The 19,097-nt window shown below is 73.3% G+C and carries 18 protein-coding genes; 11 read left to right on the plus strand and 7 right to left on the minus strand.

Annotation, left to right across the window (positions count from 1 at the left end):
- Positions 1-62 precede the first annotated feature (62 nt).
- The 6 genes from IE172_RS10225 (at position 63) to IE172_RS10250 (ending at position 6,619) form a co-directional block, all read left to right on the plus strand.
- Entirely contained in the window at positions 63-1,301 is a 1,239-nt protein-coding gene (locus IE172_RS10225) for a Mur ligase family protein (protein ID WP_190096816.1), read from the plus strand.
- A 24-nt stretch (positions 1,302-1,325) separates the two neighbouring features.
- The gene (locus IE172_RS10230) at positions 1,326-2,054 is read left to right on the plus strand and encodes a type 1 glutamine amidotransferase (RefSeq protein WP_189558978.1); all 729 of its coding nucleotides are present in this window, start codon (positions 1,326-1,328) and stop codon (positions 2,052-2,054) included.
- Between the two features lie 198 nt (positions 2,055-2,252).
- Positions 2,253-3,278 carry a 6-phosphofructokinase gene (locus tag IE172_RS10235; protein WP_190096817.1) on the plus strand — a complete coding sequence of 342 codons (1,026 nt, stop codon included), beginning with the start codon at positions 2,253-2,255 and terminating at the stop codon, positions 3,276-3,278.
- Positions 3,279-3,449: 171 nt separating this feature from the next.
- On the plus strand, positions 3,450-4,400 hold the full coding sequence (locus tag IE172_RS10240; protein WP_190096818.1) for a cytochrome c oxidase assembly protein: 951 nt from the start codon (positions 3,450-3,452) through the stop codon (positions 4,398-4,400).
- A gap of 217 nt (positions 4,401-4,617) precedes the next feature.
- Positions 4,618-6,429 carry a serine/threonine-protein kinase gene (locus IE172_RS10245; RefSeq protein ID WP_190096819.1) on the plus strand — a complete coding sequence of 604 codons (1,812 nt, stop codon included), beginning with the start codon at positions 4,618-4,620 and terminating at the stop codon, positions 6,427-6,429.
- A gap of 13 nt (positions 6,430-6,442) precedes the next feature.
- A complete protein-coding gene (locus IE172_RS10250; protein ID WP_190096820.1) occupies positions 6,443-6,619 on the plus strand; it encodes a hypothetical protein in 177 nt (58 codons plus the stop codon).
- 22 nt (positions 6,620-6,641) lie between these two features.
- On the opposite strand, the gene IE172_RS10255 is transcribed toward IE172_RS10250, so the two are convergent.
- Genes IE172_RS10255 through IE172_RS10270 form a run of 4 tightly spaced genes read right to left on the minus strand, consistent with a single transcriptional unit; the run spans position 6,642 to position 10,762 of the window.
- On the minus strand, positions 6,642-7,847 hold the full coding sequence (locus IE172_RS10255) for a sensor histidine kinase (protein WP_190096821.1): 1,206 nt from the start codon (positions 7,845-7,847) through the stop codon (positions 6,642-6,644).
- Positions 7,844-9,571, minus strand: coding sequence for a sodium/solute symporter (locus tag IE172_RS10260; RefSeq protein WP_190096822.1), 1,728 nt, complete (start codon positions 9,569-9,571; stop codon positions 7,844-7,846). Before IE172_RS10260 ends, IE172_RS10255 begins: the two co-directional genes overlap by 4 nt.
- A gap of 22 nt (positions 9,572-9,593) precedes the next feature.
- Complete coding sequence (locus IE172_RS10265) at positions 9,594-9,977, minus strand: hypothetical protein (protein WP_190096823.1); 384 nt, start codon at positions 9,975-9,977, stop codon at positions 9,594-9,596.
- Positions 9,978-9,991: 14 nt separating this feature from the next.
- The gene (locus IE172_RS10270; protein ID WP_190096824.1) at positions 9,992-10,762 is read right to left on the minus strand and encodes a LytR/AlgR family response regulator transcription factor; all 771 of its coding nucleotides are present in this window, start codon (positions 10,760-10,762) and stop codon (positions 9,992-9,994) included.
- Between the two features lie 110 nt (positions 10,763-10,872).
- Between IE172_RS10270 and IE172_RS10275 the strand changes: the two genes are divergently transcribed.
- The 4 genes from IE172_RS10275 to IE172_RS10290 all read left to right on the plus strand — a co-directional run bounded on the left by IE172_RS10275 (position 10,873) and on the right by IE172_RS10290 (position 16,123).
- Positions 10,873-11,376, plus strand: coding sequence for an Lrp/AsnC family transcriptional regulator (locus IE172_RS10275; protein WP_190096825.1), 504 nt, complete (start codon positions 10,873-10,875; stop codon positions 11,374-11,376).
- Positions 11,377-11,500: 124 nt separating this feature from the next.
- Complete coding sequence (gene ddaH / locus IE172_RS10280) at positions 11,501-12,313, plus strand: dimethylargininase (RefSeq protein WP_190096826.1); 813 nt, start codon at positions 11,501-11,503, stop codon at positions 12,311-12,313.
- The gene (gene rocD, locus IE172_RS10285) at positions 12,310-13,533 is read left to right on the plus strand and encodes an ornithine--oxo-acid transaminase (protein ID WP_190096827.1); all 1,224 of its coding nucleotides are present in this window, start codon (positions 12,310-12,312) and stop codon (positions 13,531-13,533) included. The genes ddaH and rocD overlap by 4 nt, the downstream gene beginning before the upstream one ends.
- 136 nt (positions 13,534-13,669) lie before the next feature.
- Entirely contained in the window at positions 13,670-16,123 is a 2,454-nt protein-coding gene (locus IE172_RS10290; RefSeq protein WP_190096828.1) for a SpoIIE family protein phosphatase, read from the plus strand.
- A gap of 34 nt (positions 16,124-16,157) precedes the next feature.
- Here IE172_RS10290 and IE172_RS10295 read toward each other — a convergent pair whose 3' ends face one another.
- Complete coding sequence (locus tag IE172_RS10295) at positions 16,158-16,613, minus strand: RpiB/LacA/LacB family sugar-phosphate isomerase (RefSeq protein ID WP_190096829.1); 456 nt, start codon at positions 16,611-16,613, stop codon at positions 16,158-16,160.
- A 183-nt stretch (positions 16,614-16,796) separates the two neighbouring features.
- Between IE172_RS10295 and IE172_RS10300 the strand changes: the two genes are divergently transcribed.
- Complete coding sequence (locus IE172_RS10300) at positions 16,797-17,522, plus strand: lysophospholipid acyltransferase family protein (protein WP_190096958.1); 726 nt, start codon at positions 16,797-16,799, stop codon at positions 17,520-17,522.
- A gap of 69 nt (positions 17,523-17,591) precedes the next feature.
- On the opposite strand, the gene IE172_RS10305 is transcribed toward IE172_RS10300, so the two are convergent.
- The gene (locus IE172_RS10305) at positions 17,592-18,374 is read right to left on the minus strand and encodes an urease accessory protein UreD (RefSeq protein WP_190096830.1); all 783 of its coding nucleotides are present in this window, start codon (positions 18,372-18,374) and stop codon (positions 17,592-17,594) included.
- The gene (gene ureG / locus IE172_RS10310) at positions 18,362-19,045 is read right to left on the minus strand and encodes an urease accessory protein UreG (protein ID WP_190096831.1); all 684 of its coding nucleotides are present in this window, start codon (positions 19,043-19,045) and stop codon (positions 18,362-18,364) included. Before ureG ends, IE172_RS10305 begins: the two co-directional genes overlap by 13 nt.
- Between the last annotated feature and the right edge of the window lie 52 nt (positions 19,046-19,097).

Genomic DNA, 19,097 nt, shown 5'->3' on the forward strand with positions numbered 1-19,097 from the left:
AGGTCTCACCACGTGGCCGTCAGGCACAGACGCGGCGCGTACGCAAGGAGGATCGAGAACTGATGGCAGGCAACTCGGACCCGCTCTCGCCGCGGGCCAAGCTGGCCGTGACCGCCGGCAAGGCGGTCGCGGCGGCATCCCGCGCCGCCGGACGCGGCAGTGGTTCGGTGATCGGCGGCCGGGTGGCGCTCAAACTCGACCCCGATCTCCTCGCCCGGCTCGCCCAGAACCTGGACTGCGTCCTGGTCTCGGCGACCAACGGCAAGACGACCACCACCCGGCTCATCGCCGAGGCGCTCAGGGCGGCGGGCCCCGTCGTCTCCAACGCGCTCGGCGCCAACATGCCGGCCGGCATCACCTCGGCGCTCGCGGGCGGCTCGGACTCCAAGTTCGGCGTCATCGAGGTCGACGAGAAGTACCTGGCCGGTGTCGCCCGGGACACCGACCCGAAGTGCATCGCGCTGCTCAACCTCTCCCGTGACCAGCTCGACCGCGCCGCCGAGACCCGGATGCTCGCGGAGAACTGGCGCGAGGGCCTGGCCGGGTCCAAGGCCGTCATCGTCGCCAACGCCGACGACCCGCTGGTGGTGTGGGCCGCCTCCTCCTCGCCCAACGTGATCTGGGTCGCCGCCGGCCAGATGTGGAAGGACGACGCCTGGTCCTGCCCGTCCTGCGGCGGTGTGATGCAGCGCCCCGGCGACGACTGGTTCTGCGGTGAGTGCGGCTTCCGCCGGCCCACCCCGAGCTGGGCGCTCTCCGGCGACCACGTGCTCGACCCGCACGGCTCCGCGTGGCCGATCCACCTCCAGCTCCCGGGCCGCGCCAACAAGGCCAACGCCGCGTCCTCCGCGGCCGTCGCCGCCGTGTTCGGGGTGCCGCCGCAGGTCGCCCTGGAGCGCATGTACCAGGTGCAGGCCGTGGCCGGCCGCTACGACGTGGTCCAGTTCGAGGGCCGTGACCTGCGTCTGCTGCTCGCCAAGAACCCGGCGGGCTGGCTGGAGACGTTCTCGCTGATCGACCCGCCGCCGACCCCCGTGATCCTCTCGGTGAACGCGCGCGGCGCCGACGGCACCGACACCTCCTGGCTGTGGGACGTCGACTACACGCGGCTGACCGGCCACCCGATCTGCGTCGTGGGTGACCGCAAGCTCGACCTCGCGGTGCGTCTGGAGGTCGCGAACCAGCAGTTCCAGGTCTGCGAGAACCTCGACCAGGCGGTGCAGCTGTGCCCGCCCGGCCGGATCGAGGTCATCGCCAACTACACCGCGTTCCAGGACCTGCGCCGCCGCGTCGGCAACTGACCACGACACCTCAGGGGACTTGAAGTGAGCGACAACCAGCTGCGGGTCGTCTGGATCTACCCGGACCTGCTCAGCACGTACGGCGACCAGGGCAACGCCCTCGTCGTGGAGCGCCGGGCACGGCAGCGCGGCCTGGACGTGGCGCGGCTCGACGTGCGCAGCGACCAGCCGATCCCGACCTCCGGCGACATCTACCTGATCGGCGGCGGCGAGGACCGTCCGCAGCGGCTGGCCGCCGAGCGGCTGCGGCGCGACGGCGGTCTGCACCGCGCCGTGGAGAACGGCGCGATCGTCTTCTCGGTGTGCGCCGGCTACCAGATCCTCGGCCACGAGTTCATCAACGACCTCGGCCAGCGCGAGCCCGGCCTCGGCCTGCTCGACGTGGTCTCGGTACGCGGTGAGGGCGCCCGGTGCGTCGGCGACGTGCTCGCGGACATCAACCCGCAGCTGGGTCTGCCCCCGCTGACCGGGTTCGAGAACCACCAGGGCGTCACCCACCTGGGCCCCACCGCCCGCCCGTTCGCCCAGGTGCGCTTCGGCAACGGCAACGGCACCGGGGACGGCACCGAGGGCGCGTTCAACGGCACCGTCTTCGGCACGTACATGCACGGCCCCGTGCTGGCGCGCAACCCGCAGATCGCCGACCTGCTGCTGAAGCTGGCGCTGGACGTCAACGCGCTGCCGCCCACCGACGACCGGTGGTACGAGGCCCTGCGCACCGAGCGGATCGCGGCGGCGCAGCAGCCCGCCTGAGGCGTCCGCGGGCCCCTGGACACCGGGCGTCGGACGGGTCCGGGCGGCCCGTCTGACGCTTGCTCCGCACAGGTGAGCGGGGTCGTCCAGCAGGCGGACGCGGGATGCGGTGCGGCCCCCCACAGCGGCTAGGGTGGCGGGGATCGAGCCGGACAGCGCGGTCCGGTCCGGCCCACATCAAGAAGGTTGTTTCGGGCTATGCGCATTGGTGTCCTCACGTCCGGCGGCGACTGCCCCGGCCTGAACGCCGTCATCCGGTCCGTCGTGCACCGCGCCGTCGTCGACCACGGCGACGAGGTCATCGGATTCCGTGACGGGTGGAAGGGCCTCCTGGAGGGCGACTACCTCAAGCTCGACCTCGACGCGGTGAGCGGCATCCTCGCCCGCGGCGGCACCATCCTCGGCTCCTCCCGGGTCCGTCCCGAGCACCTGCGCGACGGTGTGGAGCGGGCCAAGGGGCACGTCCAGGAGCTCGGCCTCGACGCGATCATCCCGATCGGCGGTGAGGGCACGCTCAAGGCGGCCCGGCTGCTCTCCGACAACGGCCTGCCGATAGTCGGAGTGCCGAAGACCATCGACAACGACATCGCCGTCACCGACGTCACCTTCGGTTTCGACACCGCCGTCGGTGTGGCGACCGAGGCCCTGGACCGGCTGAAGACCACCGCGGAGTCCCACCAGCGCGTGCTGATCGTGGAGGTCATGGGCCGTCACACGGGATGGATCGCGCTCCACTCCGGCATGGCCGCCGGCGCGCACGCCATCGTGGTCCCCGAGCGGCCCTTCGACATCGACGAGCTGACCGCGAAGGTCGGCGAGCGGTTCTCGGCCGGGAAGCGGTTCGCGATCGTGGTCGCCGCGGAGGGTGCCAAGCCGAAGGCCGGGACGATGGACTTCGACGAGGGCGGCAAGGACGTCTACGGCCACGAGCGGTTCGCCGGGATCGCCCGGCAGCTCTCGCTGGAGCTGGAGGCACGGCTCGGCAAGGAGGCCCGGCCGGTGATCCTCGGGCATGTCCAGCGCGGCGGGACGCCCACGGCGTACGACCGGGTGCTGGCGACGCGCTTCGGGTGGCACGCGGTGGAGGCGGTGCACCGGGGCGAGTTCGGGCGGATGACGGCGCTGCGGGGGACGGACATCGTGATGGTGTCCCTCGCGGAGGCGGTGGAGACGCTGAAGACGGTGCCGAAGGCGCGGTACGCCGAGGCGGAGTGCGTGCTGTGAGCCTCCGGGCCCGGCCCGGTCCGTGAGGCGGTCCGCGGGCCGCGGGCCGTCCGTGGTTTCCCCGCGCCCCTGAGGGCTTTACCCCGACCCCGGTCACCGCGGTGGCCGGGGTCGGCCGTAATGTGAGTGCGGACGGATTGGGTACAACCTGCACGAAAATGGAGCCGGCGGATGGATCACAGCGGGCACGGTATGACGATGGATCTGCCGCCGTTCACGCTGGGGCGGGGGCTCGCCTGGTCGGCGGATCCCTTCTTCCTCGTCGCCTGCCTGCTGGGGCTGGCGCTGTACGGCTGGGGCGTCGTCCGGCTGACGCGGCGCGGTGACAAGTGGCCCGTGGGGCGGACCGTCGCCTTCGTCACCGGTGTGCTGAGCATCGGGCTCATGATGTGCACCGCGCTGAACGACTACGGCATGGTCATGTTCAGCGTGCACATGGTGCAGCACATGATGATCAGCATGGTGTCGCCGATCCTGATCCTGCTCGGCGCCCCGATCACCCTGGCCCTGCGCGCGCTGCCGCCGGCCGGACGGGGCCGCAAGGGACCGCGGGAACTGCTGCTGATGCTGCTGCACAGCCATTACATGCGGCTCGTCACGCACCCGGTGTTCACCATTCCGCTGTTCATCGCGAGCCTGTACGGGCTGTACTTCACGCCTCTGTTCGACTTCCTGATGGGTTCCCAGGTGGGGCACATCGCGATGATGGTGCACTTCCTCGCCGTCGGTCTGGTCTTCTTCTGGCCGATCATGGGCGTGGACCCGGGCCCGCACCGGCCGGGTTATCTGATGCGCATGCTGGAGCTTTTCGCCGGCATGCCGTTCCACGCCTTCTTCGGCATCGCGCTGATGATGGCGTCGACGCCGATGGTCTCGACGTTCGAGAACCCTCCCGGCTCGCTCGGCGTCGACGCGCTGTCCGACCAGAACGCGGCCGGCGGTATCGCCTGGGCGTTCAGCGAGGTGCCCTCCGTCCTGGTGCTGATCGCGCTGCTGTTCCAGTGGTACGCCTCGGACCAGCGGCAGGCCAAGCGCACGGACCGGGCCGCCGACCGGGACGGGGACAAGGAGCTCCAGGCGTACAACGCCTATCTGGCCTCTTTGAACTCACCCGGGAACTGAATTCACCGCTTTCCCCGTCCCCTTGAACGGGCAATTTCCTCCAGTAACATGATGCGTCCGGGGGAAACCGCAGGGGGGAGCGGTCCATGGGAATTCGTACGTCTGCGCACGAGGTGAACAAGGCGGCGATTCGGAATGCCGCCCCCTTTCACCCGCACCGCACGAAGGGAATAGCCGCGAGCGCCGAGCGTCCCGGCCGGGCCCGGAGGTGATCCGGATGCCCGCGGGATCGCCGGCACCCGGAGCGGGGCGGGTGGTCGCCGGCCGGTACGTGCTGCTGCGGCGGCTGGGCGGCGGCGGCATGGGGCATGTGTGGCTCGCCCACGACCAGCGGCTGGCGTGCGAGGTCGCCCTCAAGGAGATCGTGTTCGGTGATCCGGCCGACCCCGGCCAGGACCGGGAGGCCCGGGTCGCACGGGCCCGCGCGGAGGCCCGGCACGCGGCCGGTCTGCGCGGTCACCCCCATGTGGTCACCGTGCACGACGTGCTGGAGCACGACGGGCTGCCGTGGATCGTCATGGAGTACGTGGCCGGCGCCGTCGACCTGCGGGAGCTGCTCGCCCGCCGGGGCCGCCTCGCCCCCGCCGAGTGCGCGCGGATCGGACTCGGTGTCCTGGACGCGCTCACCGCCGGGCACGAGCGGGGCGTGATGCACCGGGACGTGAAGCCGGCGAACATCCTGCTCGCGCCGGACCGCGCCGGCGCCCCGTACGGCCGGGTGCTGCTCACCGACTACGGCATCTCCGTCCAGCCGGACACCGGGGAGACGCGCTACACCCTGGCGTCCGCGCTGGTCGGAACCGCCGGGTACCTGGCGCCGGAGCGGGCCACCGGCGGTCCGGCGACCCCCGCGGCCGACCTGTTCTCGCTGGGCTGCACGCTCTACCACGCGGTGGAGGGCCGGGCTCCCTTCGCGCGGGAGTCCCCGCTGGCGTCGGTCACCGCGGTGGTCATGGAGGATCCGCGCCCGCCGGTGCGGGCGGGCGCGCTGGAGCCGGTGCTGCGGGGGCTGCTCGCCAAGGACCCGGGGCGGCGCACGGGCGCGCGGGACGCGGAGGCCGAGCTGGCGCGGATCGTGACGCCGCACTCGGAGACGTATCCGCGTGCGCGGACGGACTTCGGCTCCCGGTCGCCGTGGGAAGCCGCCCCGCACCCGCGGCCCGCGGCGGACCCACCCCTCACCTCCCCCGCGGGAAGCCGCCGGCGCCGCCGCCCGCACGCCCTGCGCGCCGCGCTCGCCGGGGCTCTGGGGCTGGTGCTCGCCCTGGGCGGGACCTGGTACGCGCTGGCCGGCCGGGAGAGCGGCGGTCGCGGGACGGGCCCGCCGTACGGGGACGCCGTCGGCCTGGCGGAACCGCTGGAGGAGGGCGACTGCGTGCGGGCCGACTGGCCCGGCGGCGCCCGGTTCGCCGGCCCGCCCCGGCTGGCCCTCGACCCGACGTGCGCGGACCGGGCGCCCGACGGGCAGGTCATGGCGTTCGTGGCGTCCGCCTCGGCCGGGGAGGCGCGGGAGCGGGGCCCGGCGCTGTGCGAGGAGCGGACACGGGAGCTGCGCGGCCGGCTGGCCGACGTACGGGCGGTGGCCGTCGTACCGGTGCCGGACGGGTTCGAGGCGGCCGGGCGGCGCACCGCGTGTCTGGTGCTGGGGGCGCACGGGCCCCTCTACGGCCCGCTCGGGGACCGCCGCCGGACGGGGACGGCGTTCGCGGACCCGGCGACGATGCAGCGGCGGGACTGCCTGGACGTGCGCTCCCGCGGGGAGGCGCGGCTGGTGTCCTGCGAGGGGGAGTACGACGAGCAGGTCCTGGGGTTCGTCCGGCTCGGCGGGGACGTGACGCTCGCCGAGGCCCGCACCGTGGCGGACGCGGCGTGCGCGCGGGAGGTGGCGCCGCGTGACTACGGCTTCGACCCGTCGCTGCACACGGCCGGGTCGTGGGCGGGCGAGGGGGCCTGGAAATCGGGCACGCATGCGGTCGTGTGCACCGTAAAGAGGCGCAACGGGGGCACCATGGAGGGAGCCGGACCATGAGGAGGGTGTTGCGATGCCCAGTACCACGAACGGTTCAAGCGCGACGAAGACCATGGGGGTGCTCACCCTGGGCGCCCTGGTGGCGGTGACGGCGTACACGGTGGCCCTCGGCAGCAACGGCTGGCTGTGGTTCGGCTGGGTCGTCCTCGGCCTGCTCACCCTCGGGGTGGTGGCCACCCGCGGCACCTGAGAGGCGCGCGGGGCGGCGGGCCTCACCTCGGGGTGAGCCGCCCCGCCAGGTGCACGCCCGGCTGGTACTTCGGCAGCCGGACGGTGATCTTCATGCCCGCGCCCACGGCCGTCTCGATGACCAGGCCGTGGTCGTCGCCGTAGACCTGGCGGAGCCGGTCGTCGACGTTGGACAGTCCGATGCCCCCGGTGGGGCTGACCTCGCGGGCGAGGATGCGGCGCAGCAGGCCGGGATCCATGCCGGCGCCGTCGTCCTCGATGACGACGAGGGCCTCGGCACCGGCGTCCTGTGCGGTGATCTGGATGTGGCACTGGTCGGCCTTGCCCTCCAGGCCGTGCTTGACGGCGTTCTCCACGAGCGGCTGGAGGCACAGGAAGGGCAGCGCGACCGGCAGCACCTCGGGGGCGATCTGCAGGGTGACGGAGAGCCGGTCGCCGAAACGTGCCCTGACCAGTGCCAGGTAGTGGTCGATGGCGTGCAGCTCGTCGGCGAGGGTGGTGAAGTCGCCGTGCCGGCGGAACGAGTACCGGGTGAAGTCGGCGAACTCCAGCAGCAGCTCCCGGGCGCGCTCGGGGTCGGTGCGCACGAACGAGGCGATCACGGCGAGCGAGTTGAAGATGAAGTGCGGGGAGATCTGGGCCCGCAGTGCCCTGATCTCGGCCTCGATGAGGCGGGTGCGGGACTGGTCGAGGTCGGCGAGTTCCAGCTGGACGGAGACCCAGCGGGCGACCTCCCCGGCGGCCCGGACCAGCACCGCGGACTCCCGCGGCGCGCAGGCGACGAGCGCGCCGTGCACCCGGTCGTCGACGGTGAGCGGGGCGACGACCGCCCAGCGCACCGAGCAGTCGGGGGTGTCGCAGGTGAGCGGGAAGGCCTCGCCGCGGCCGGTGTCGAGGGCGCCGGTGAGCCGGTCCATGATCTCCGTGCGGTGGTGGGCGCCGGCGCCGTCCCAGGCCAGAACCTGTTCGCGGTCGGTGAGGCACAGGGCGTCGGTGCCCAGCAGGGAGCGCAGCTTGCGGGCGGACCGGCCGGCGGTCTCCTCGGTCAGGCCGGCGCGCAGCGGGGGTGTGGCCAGGGAGGCGGTGTGCAGGGTCTCGAAGGTGGCGTGCTCGACGGGGGTGCCGAGCCCGGCGAGGCTGGCGGGCCGGGCGGTGCGCCGCCCCAGCCAGAACCCGGTGGCCAGCAGGGGCAGGACGGCGACGAGCAGGCCGGCGAGGAAACCGCTCATGGGGACACCTCCGTGCGCCTCTCCTCGGTGCGGAGTTCCTCCGGCAGGTGGAAGCGGGCCAGCACCGCCGCCGTCCCCGGCGGCACCCGGCCCGGGGTGGCCAGGGACACCAGGATCATGGTGAGGAAGCCTAGCGGCACCGACCACAGCGCGGGCCAGGCCAGCAGCGCGTGCCAGGGGCCGGCGCCCGGGTAGCCGGTCATGGTCGCGGCGACGGCGAGGAACGCGGATCCGCCGCCCACCAGCATCCCGGCCGCCGCGCCCGGCGGGGTCAGCCGCCGCCACCAGATGCCGAGGACCAGCAGCGGGCAGAACGACGAGGCGGACACGGCGAAGGCCAGCCCCACGGCGTCGGCCACCGGCAGTCCGCCGACCAGCACGCTCGCCGCGAGGGGCACGGCCATGGCGAGCACGGTGCCGAGCCGGAAGTGCCGCACCCCGCGCGAGGGCAGCACGTCCTGGGTGAGGACCCCGGCGACGGCCATGGTGAGGCCGGAGGCCGTCGACAGGAACGCGGCGAAGGCACCTCCGGCGACCAGCGCGCCCAGCAGGTCGCCGCCCACTCCCCCGATCATCCGGCCGGGCAGCAGCAGGACGGCGGCGTCCGCGTCCGCGGTGAGGGTGAGTTCGGGGGCGTACAGGCGGCCCAGGGCGCCGTAGACGGGCGGCAGCAGGTAGAAGGCGCCGATCAGGCCGAGGACGGCGACCGTGGTGCGGCGGGCGGCCACGCCGTGCGGGCTGGTGTAGAAGCGGACGACCACGTGGGGCAGGCCCATGGTGCCGAGGAAGGTGGCGAGGATCAGCCCGTACGTGGCGTACAGCGGGCGTTCCTCGCGGGACTCGGCGCGGGAGGGCGACAGGGCGTCGTCCGCGCCGCGTCCGGCGGCGGGGACCTCGGCGCCCTCGGCGAAGGTGAGCCGGGTGCCGCCGTCGATGCGGTGGGTGCCGGCGGGCAGGGCGACTTCGGTGCCGTCGTGGTCACGGCCGTCGACGGTGCCGTCCACGGTCACGGTGAGCGGCTTCGCCAGCCGCAGGTCGAGGGTGTCGTCGATGCGGACCGTCCGCTGCTCGCGGAAGGCGGCGGGTTCGTCGAAGGCGTGGCTGGGCGCGCCGTCGCTCTGCCAGGCGACGACCAGGAAGAGGGCGGGGACGAGCAGCGCGGTGAGTTTCAGCCAGTACTGGAAGGCCTGGACGAAGGTGATGCTGCGCATGCCGCCGGCGGCCACGATGACGGTCACCACGACGGCGACGATGACCCCGCCGAGCCAGTCGGGCGCGCCGGTGAGGACGGTCAGGGTGAGTCCGGCGCCCTGGAGCTGGGGCAGCAGGTACAGCCAGCCGACGCCGACGACGAGGGCTCCGGCGAGCCGCCGCACCGTCTGCGAGGCGAGCCGGGCCTCGGCGAAGTCGGGCAGTGTGTAGGCGCCGGAGCGGCGCAGCGGGGCGGCGACGAACAGCAGCAGGACGAGATATCCGGCCGTGTAGCCGACCGGGTACCAGAGCATGTCGGGCCCTTGGACGAGGACCAGGCCCGCGATGCCGAGGAAGGAGGCGGCGGAGAGGTACTCGCCGCTGATGGCGGCGGCGTTGAGGCGGGGGCCGACGGTGCGGGAGGCGACGTAGAAGTCGGAGGTGGTGCGGGATATGCGCAGGCCGAAGGCGCCGACGAGGACGGTGGCGAGCACGACGAGCGCGACGGCGGTGACGGCGTAGGTGTAGTTCACGGTGCCGGGCGGTCCCCTGGTCTCAGCGGTCCTCGACGAGCCGCACGAAGTCGCGTTCGTTGCGTTCGGCGCGGCGTACGTACCAGCGGGCGAGGAGGACCAGCGGGGGGTAGAGGCCGAAGCCGAGGACCGCCCACTCCAGGCGGCGGGCGTCGGGGGCGGCGGCGAAGACCAGCGGCAGCGGGCCGATGAGCAGGGCGAGGACGGCGCACACGGTGAGGCCGGCGCGCAGCTGGATGCGCATCAGGGAGCGGACGTAGGTGTGGCCGAGGGTGGTCTGCTCGTCGATCTCGGTGCGCGGCCGGTAGTAGCCGGAGGAGTGGGGGTAGCGGCCGCGCGAGCGCAGCCGGGCGTGGCGGGGCGGGCCGGTGACGACCACGCGGCGTTCGGTCGGGTCCTGGGGCATCGGTGCTCCCCCGTCTAGCTCGTGGTCCGGCGCATCAGCAGGTCACGCAGTTCGCGGGCGTGCCGCCGGCTCACCTGGAGTTCCTCGGTGCCGATCAGGACGCTCACCGTGCCCGCGTCGAGCCGGAGTTCGCCGATGTGGCGCAGGGCGACGAGGTGGCGGCGGTGGATGCGCACGAAGCCGCGGGAGCGCCAGCGCTCCTCCAGCGTGGACAGCGGGATCCGTAGGAGGTGGCTGCCGCGGTCGGTGTGGAGCCGGGCGTAGTCGCCCTGGGCCTCGACGTGGGTGATGTCGTCGACGGCGACGAAGCGGGTGACGCCGCCGAGCTCGACGGCTATGTGGTCGGGGTCGGGTTCGTGCACGGGGATGCGCGGGGCGGCCTCGCGCGGGGCGGTGCCGCGCTGTGCGGCGGCTCGCCGGACCGCCTCGGCCAGCCGTTCCTTGCGCACGGGTTTGAGCACGTAGTCGACGGCCTTGAGGTCGAAGGCCCGGACGGCGAAGTCGTCGTGGGCGGTGACGAACACGATGAGCGGCGGCCGGGCGAACCCGCTGAGCAGCCGGGCGAGGTCGAGGCCGTCGAGTCCGGGCATCTGGATGTCGAGGAAGACGACGTCGATGGCGTCGGGCCCGTCGGGGCCCGACTCCAGGGCTCGGTTGATGCGGCGCAGCGCCTCGGTGGCGTCGCCGGCGCCCTCGGCGCTGCCGATGCGCGGGTCCGCGTTCAGCAGGTACAGCAGTTCCTCCAGCGAGGGGCGTTCGTCGTCGACGGCGAGGGCGCGCAGCATGAAGGTGGAGTGTAGGGGTGTTTCCGCCGCGTGGACACGTGCCGTACGTGGACGCCGGCGGCGGGACGCGGCGCGGGAGGCGGCCGGACGCCGCTGGATACAGTGCCCGCATGAGCAGCAGGCCCACGCCGTTCGACGAGCTCGACCGGAAGATCGTCACGGCTTTGATGGCGAACGCCAGGACGTCCTTCGCGGAGATCGGCGGGTCCGTCGGCCTGTCGTCGACGGCGGTCAAGCGCCGGGTGGACCGGCTGCGCGAGACCGGGGTGATCACGGGGTTCACGGCGACGGTGCGGCCCTCGGCGCTGGGCTGGCGCACGGAGGCGTACGTCGAGGTGTACTGCGAGGGGGCGGCGCCGCCCCGGCGGCTGGCGGAGGTGGTGCGCAACCATCCGGAGATCGCCGCGGCGATGACGGTGACCGGGGGCGCGGACGCGCTGCTGCACGTGCGGGCGCGGGACGTGGAGCACTTCGAGGAGGTGCTGGAGCGGATCCGCCAGGAGCCGTTCATCCGCAAGACGATCAGCGTGATGGTGCTCTCCCACCTGCTGCCCGACAGTCCTGAGGCGGGAGTGACCCAGCCCGCCCCCGGCGGCGCACCGGACGTGCGCTGAACGGTCCGCACACGCAGTGATCCTGCGTGGACACGCAGCTCTTGTTCCTTGTCGTCCGTCCCGCGGGCTTCCTACCGTGGAGGCACCCCCAGTCGGCACCGCGTGGAAGCGGAGGAACCCCTCTGTGCCCGGATCACGTGTGGCGCGCCGGCGGCGCTACCTCGTCTGCGAACCCAGACACTTCGCCGTCCGGTACGCGATCAACCCCTGGATGCGTCCCGACCGTCCCGTCGACGTCTCCCTGGCCCTGCGCCAGTGGCGGACGCTGATCGCCACCTACCGCGACCACGGCCATACGGTGGAGACCGTGAAGCCCGAGCCCGGACTGCCCGACATGGTGTTCGCCGCGAACGCGGCGGTCGTCGTGGAGGGCCGTGTCTTCGGCTCCCGCTACCTCGCCCCGGAGCGGCGCCCGGAGTCGGTGCCGTACGAGGCCTGGTTCAAGGCCGCGGGGTACGACGTCCAGCACCCCGCGTCGGTGTGCGAGGGCGAGGGCGACCTGGTGCCCGCCGGGCGCTGGATCCTCGCCGGAACCGGGTTCCGCACCACCCGGGAGGCGCATCGCGAGGTGCAGGAGTTCTTCGGCGTACCGGTGATCGGCCTGACGCTGGTGGATCCGTACTTCTACCACCTGGACACGGCGCTGTTCGCGCTGGACGAGGAGAACGTCGCCTACTACCCGGAGGCGTTCTCGCCGGGCAGCCGCGAGGTGCTCGCCCGGCTGTATCCGGACGCGGTGCTCGCCACGCGTGCCGACGCGACGGCGTTCGGCCTGAACTCCGTCTCCGACGGACGCCACGTGTTCATCGCGCCGGAGGCGACGGGCCTGGCCGGCCGGCTCGCCGAGCGCGGTTATGTCCCCGTCCCCGTCGACCTGTCCGAGTTCCACAAGGCGGGCGGGGGCATCAAGTGCTGCACACAGGAGATCCGCTCATGACCTCTGTCGTCCCCGCGCGTACGTCCGCCGAGCTCATCGGTGCGGAGGAGCCGGTCCTCGCGCACAACTACCATCCGCTGCCCGTGGTCGTCGCCCGTGCGGAGGGCACCTGGGTGGAGGACGTGGAGGGCCGGCGGTACCTCGACATGCTGGCCGGGTACTCGGCGCTCAACTTCGGCCACCGGCACCCGGCGCTGGTCGAGGCGGCGCACCGCCAGCTGGACCGGCTCACCCTGACCTCGCGGGCCTTCCACAACGACCGGCTCGCGGAGTTCGCGGAGCGGCTGGCGGCCCTGACCGGGCTGGACATGGTGCTGCCGATGAACACCGGCGCGGAGGCGGTGGAGAGCGCCGTGAAGGTGGTCCGCAAGTGGGCCTACGACGTGAAGGGCGTGCCGGCCGACCGGGCGACGATCGTGGTGGCGGCGGACAACTTCCACGGCCGCACCACGACGATCGTGAGCTTCTCGACCGACGAGGTGGCCCGCGCCGGGTTCGGTCCCTTCACCCCCGGCTTCCGGGTGGTCCCGTACAACGATCTCGCGGCACTGCGGGACGCGGTCGACGAGACGACGGCGGCGGTGCTGATCGAGCCGGTCCAGGGCGAGGCCGGTGTGGTCGTCCCCGACGACGGCTATCTCGCCGGGGTGCGGGAGCTGACCCGCCGGGCGGGCTGCCTGTTCGTCGCGGACGAGATCCAGTCGGGTCTGGGCCGCACGGGCCGCACGCTCGCCGTGGAACACGAGTCGGTCGTCCCGGACGTGGTGCTGCTCGGCAAGGCGCTGGGCGGCGGCATCGTCCCGGTGTCGGCGGTGGTGGCCCGGCGGGAGGTCCTCCAGGTGCTGCACCCCGGCGAGCACGGGTCGACCTTCGGCGGCAATCCGCTGGCCGCCGCGGTGGGCACGGCCGTGGTGGAGCTGCTGGAGACGGGCGAGTTCCAGCGCCGGGCGGCGGACCTGGGCGGGGTGCTGCGCGAGGGCCTGGAGGCCCTGACCGGCAACGGCGTCGTCGGGTTCCGGACCCGGGGCCTGTGGGCGGGCGTGGACGTCGACCCGGCGATCGGCACCGGCCGCGAGGTGAGCGAGCGCCTCATGCGCGAGGGCATCCTGGTCAAGGACACGCACGGGTCCACCATCCGGCTGGCCCCGCCGCTGACCATCACGGAGGAGGAGCTGCGGGGCGCTCTCCGCATCCTGGAGAAGGTCCTCGGCCGCGTCTGAGCGCCCCCCCGCCGTCCCCCGACGGCGGGGGGGGACGGCAGCCTCCTGGCACCCCCAAAAAGCCTCCGCCCCGGTTCGCGGGTGAAGATATGGGGACAAAAGGTAGTGGGCCTTCTCAGCGACGGAGAGGTCGGCCGTGGACGGAGACAAGGCACAGGACGGGACCCGGCAGGGCTTCGACACTGCCGACGCCGCTCCCCTGTTGCTCGATCCGCAGGGGACGGTGTCCGGCTGGACCGGTCAGGCGGAGCACCTGCTGGGATACCGGGCGTCGGAGGCCGTGGGCAGGGAGTTCGCCGGTCTGCTGGCCGACGAGGACGCCGAGCGGCTGCCCGGGCTGATCCGCAGTCGCGCCGCGGACGGCGGCTGGGCGGGGCTGATGGCGGCCCGGCACAGGGACGGGCGGCTCCTGCGCGTCATGGTCCGTATCACCGCCACCACGGGGCCCCTCGGGCAGAGTTCGCTGCTGGTGCTGCTCTCCGAGATGGGTGGGGCCCCCGGCTGGGACATGAGTCGTGCCGTCCTGGAGCAGCTGGTCGCGGGTACGGCGATCGGGATCGCGATCGTGGACACGGATCTGCGCTTCGTATGGTCCAACGCCGCGCTGGAACAGTTCGGTGGCGGACCGGCCGCGCAGCGCCTGGGACTGCGGTTCTCCGACGTCCAGCCGGGGCTGGACGCCGAGTCCGTCGAGGACCGGATGCGGCACGTGCTGGAGACCGGCGAGCGGGTGGTCGGTTACGAACAGATCGGCAGCCTGCGCTCGACCCCGCTGCGGGAGAGCGCGCAGATGCTGTCCTTCACCCGTCTCGACGACGAGCGCGGCCGCCCCATGGGCGTGTACTACACCGTCGTGGACGTCACCGACCGGCACCGCGCCCGCCAGCGTCTCGCTCTGCTCGACCGGGCCGGAAAGCACATCGGCAGGACCCTGGACATCATGCGCACCGCACAGGAGCTGGCCGACGTGGCCGTGCCGGGCCTCGCGGAGTTCGTCGTCGTCGATCTGCTGGAGACGGTGCTGGGGGGCGCCGAGCTGCCGCCCGGGCCGATCTCCGGGGCCGGCGGGCTGCCGCTGCGCCGCGCGGGTCAGCGGTCGCTGTACGGGGACCTGCCGCGGACGGTCGAGGGGACCGGGGAGTCGGTCGTCTACCTGGCCGGCTCACCACCGGCCCAGTGTCTGGTCTCGGGCCGGTCCTGGCATCAGGAGCAGCTCGATCCGCTCGCCGCGGGGTGGGTCGTGGTACCGCCCGACGGCCGCGAGCCCACCTTCCTGGAACTGGGGCTGCGGAGCGCGATGATCGTGCCGATCCGGGCACGGGGCGTCACCCTGGGCATCACCGGGTTCTTCCGGCGCCGCCCCGACGACCCCTTCGACGCGGAGGACCTCCACCTGGCCGAGGACCTCGTCTCACGTGCCGCCGTCTGTCTGGACAACGCCCGGCGCTACGCCCGCGAGCGGAACGCCGCGCTGGTGCTCCAGCGCAGCCTGCTCCCCCTCCACCTGCCCGAGCAGGGCGCGGTCGAGACGTCCGCCTGCTACCGCCCGGCCGACGAGCTGACCGGTCTCGGCGGCGACTGGTACGACCTGATCCCGCTGTCCGGGGCCCGGGTCGCGCTCGTGGTCGGTGAGGCCCCGGGGCACGGCATCGACGCTGCCGCGGCGATGGGCGGGCTGAGGACCGCCGTACGTACCCTGGCCGCGCTGGAACTGCCTCCCGAGGAGGTGCTGGCGCACCTGGACGACCTGGTGGACCGGTCGGCGGGGGACGAGGGCGCCGGGCCGGAGGGCACCTACGGCAATCCCGTCGGGTCCGGCTGCGTGTACGTCGTCTACGACCCCGTGGACGGTCGGTGCACGATGGCCGCCGCGGGTCATCCCTCACCCGCCGTGGTGTCGCCCGACGGCACGGTCACCTTCGTCGAGCTGCCGGAGGGACCCGCGCTGGGTGTGGGCGGGCCGCCCTTCGAGTCGGTGGAGCTGTCCCTGCCCGAGGGCAGCACGCTCATCCTGCACACCGACGGTCTGCTGCTGCCGCCGGACGAGGACGGGGTCTTCGACACCGACCGGAGCCGGTTGCGGCAGGCGCTGCAGCAGGCCCCGCCCACGCGGGAACTGTGCTGCCGGGCCGTGGTGGACGCGCTGGTGCCGTCGCGTCCGTACGACGACGTCGCCCTGCTGATGGCCCGCACCAAGCGGCTCGACCCCGGCCATGTGGCGGCATGGGACCTGTCCCTCGATCCGGCCGCCGTGGCCGAGGCGCGCAGGACGGCCTCCGGGCAGCTGACCCGCTGGGGGCTGGACGATCTGATCTTCACCACGGAGCTGATCGTCAGCGAGCTGGTCACCAACGCCATTCGTTACGCGGCCGGCCCCGTCCGGCTGCGGCTGATCCACGAGGGCGCACTGGTGTGCGAGGTGTTCGACGGGGCCGCCACCGCGCCCCATCTGCGGCATCCCCGTGCGACGGACGAGGGCGGGCGCGGGCTGCTGCTCGTCTCACAGATGGCCCAGCGGTGGGGGACCCGGTTCGTGCCCGAGGGGAAGATCATCTGGGCGGAGCAGTCGCAGACCGACTCGCCGGTGTGAGGGGCCGGGCCGACACGGCGGCACCACGTACACGTCAGGTGCCGGTGCGCAGGCGGTCCAGCCGTGCCGTGCGCTCCACGTTCCGCCGGTCCTCGGGGTCCTCGCTGGGTGCGGCGGCGAACCAGGCGTCGAGGATCTCCGTCAGCAGCGGCACGGACGTCAGCCGCAGGCTGAGCGCGAGCACGTTGGCGTCGTTCCAGCGGCGCGCCCCGTCCGCCGTGGTCGCGTCCGTGCACAGGGCGGCGCGCACGCCGGGCACCTTGTTCGCGGCGATCGAGGCGCCCGTGCCGGTCCAGCAGCACACCACCGCCTGGTCGGCCCTTCCCTCGGCGACCTCACGGGCCGCCGCCTCGGAGCAGACCGCCCACCGCGGGTCGTCCCCGGGGGTCAACGCGCCGTACGCGCGCACGTCGTGGCCTCGCTCGCGGAGTTCGTCGAGGAGGGTGCGGGCCACGGGTTCGTCCATGTCGGAGGAGACGGAGATGCGCATGCAGACGAGCCTACTCGCCGCGGTGCGGACCCTGACGGGCGTTCAGCGGCCGGTACCCGGCGGTCGCGCCGAACCCGGTGCCGGGCCGCGCCGCCCGGTTCTAGACTGGCACCTCACGACGTGCCGGATGACCTGCTGGAACGCGGCGGCACTGCCCGTTCGTCAGAGTCGAGGAGCGTGCTTTTGTTCTACTACCTGCTCAAATATGTGCTGCTGGGCCCCCTCCTGAGACTGGTCTTCCGGCCGCGAATAGAGGGTCTGGTGCACGTTCCGTCGTCCGGTGCCGCCATCGTCGCGGGCAACCACCTGTCGTTCTCGGACCACTTCCTGATGCCGGCCGTACTCAAACGGCGCATCACCTTCCTCGCCAAGGCCGAGTACTTCACCGGTCCCGGCCTCAAGGGCAGGCTGACGGCGTTCTTCTTCCGCAGCGCGGGCCAGATCCCGGTCGACCGCTCCGGCAAGGACGCCGGGCAGGCCGCCATCCGTGAGGGACTGGGGGTGCTGGGCAGGAAGGAACTGCTCGGCATCTACCCCGAGGGCACGCGCTCGCACGACGGCCGCCTGTACAAGGGCAAGGTCGGTGTCGCGGTGATGGCCCTCAAGGCCGGCGCCCCGGTGATCCCGTGCGCGATGATCGGCACGTTCGAGGCGCAGCCGCCCGGCAGGAAGATCCCCCGGATCCACCCCGTGGTGATCCGCTTCGGCGAACCGCTGGACTTCTCGCGCTACGCCGGGATGGAGAACGAGAAGGCGATCCTCCGCGCCGTCACGGACGAGATCATGTACGCCATCCTCTCCCTCTCCGAGCAGGAGTACGTCGACCGGTACGCGGCCGACGTCAAGGCCGAGGACGCCGCGCGCACGGCGGAGGACAAGCGCCGGTTCCCGCGCAGGCCGCGGAGCTGATCCCGGGCGCGGCGCCCCGGGCGGCCATCCGTCCCCGCCGGCCGGGCAGCCGCGGGCGGGAGGGTGACCTCAGTCGGGCGCCCGGGCGAGGAGGGCTTCCGAAGCGCCGTCGAGGAGACGGCGCAGCCGCAGCGCGTCCGGGGCGACGGCGGTCACCAGTGCGGCGGGGCCCGGGAGCGGCAGGACGGCGACGCCGTCCCCCAGCTCTGCCGAGGTGACCGGTTCGCCCTCGAACCCGGGCCGTACGACGACCAGTTGCCCGACGGCTCGGTGTCCGCCGAGCACGGCGGGACCGTCCCAGCCGCCCGGCGCGCCCGGACCGCAGGTCAGTTGCTGGTCGAGGACGGGCCGCCCCCCGATCCGCACGGTCAGACGGGTGGTGAGCAGGCCGGGTCGTTCCCCAAACCGCCCCAGCACGTGTTCCTCGCGGAGGACGAGCCGGGCCCCGGGGGCGAGGTCGGCGTGCGTGGCGGCGTGCAGCGAGCTGCCCCTGACCGAGATCAACTGCTCCGGAAGCCAGAGCAGTTCGCCTCCGCAAGCGACGGTCAGACGCACGTCGTAACGCGCGTCACCGGGGTGCTGGCCGGGCAGGGCGAGGGTCGCGGCGGCCGATCCGACCCGCAGGCGTGCCCCCGCCCCCACGTCCGCCCGCACCGTGAGGCGATCGCCGCCGAGGGGGCCGCTCATGGCGCCGACCAGCACGACGTGCGCCTCGGTGCCGCTGCCGCGCGTCCGCCGGAGGGCCAGCGGCCCGTCGCCCCGGAGCACCGGCAGACTGGTGCCGCCCCGTCCGTCGGCGCGGGCACGGATCCGGGCGACGGCCCGTACTCCGGCGGTGTTCACGCCGTCCACGCGGCGAGCCGCGCCCGCACCCAGTCGGCCACGGCCCCGACCCCGTCCTCCTCGCGCAGCGACTGGAGGATCACGGGGAGGCGGGGCCGCTGGGCCCGGGCGTCGGCGGCCATGCGGGTGAGGTCGGAGCCGACGTACGGGGCGAGGTCGGTCTTGTTGACGACCAGGAGGTCGGCGGTGGTCACGCCGGGGCCGCCCTTGCGCGGGATGTCGTCCCCGCCGGCCACGTCGATCACGAAGATCTGGGCGTCGACGAGCCCTCGGGAGAAGGTGGCCGTGAGATTGTCCCCGCCGGACTCGACGAGGATCAGGTCCAGCGGACCGACCTGGTCCTCGAGGTCCTCCACCGCTTCGAGGTTGGCGGAGATGTCGTCCCGGATCGCGGTGTGCGGGCAGGCCCCGGTCTCCACGGCGGCGATCCGCTCGGGGGGCAGGACGGCCGCGCGGAGCAGGAACTCGGCGTCCTCCCGGGTGTAGATGTCGTTGGTGACCACGGCCAGGGAGACGTCGTCCCGCAGGACCCGGCAGAGCGCGGCGACCGTGGCGGTCTTGCCGGATCCGACCGGTCCGCCGAGTCCGATCCGCAGGGCCCGCCGGGCACCGTCGGGCCGGTGGGCGTCGGCGCCGACGGCGGCCGGCCCGTCGTGCGACGCGGCGTGATCGAGATGCATGGGTGCCTCCGATTGCCTGGCCGTCCCCACCTCGGAGGACGGGACCGTCCGG

Origin of the sequence: Streptomyces griseoflavus, from assembly GCF_014649995.1 — a bacterium.
Lineage (GTDB): Bacteria > Actinomycetota > Actinomycetes > Streptomycetales > Streptomycetaceae > Streptomyces > Streptomyces griseoflavus.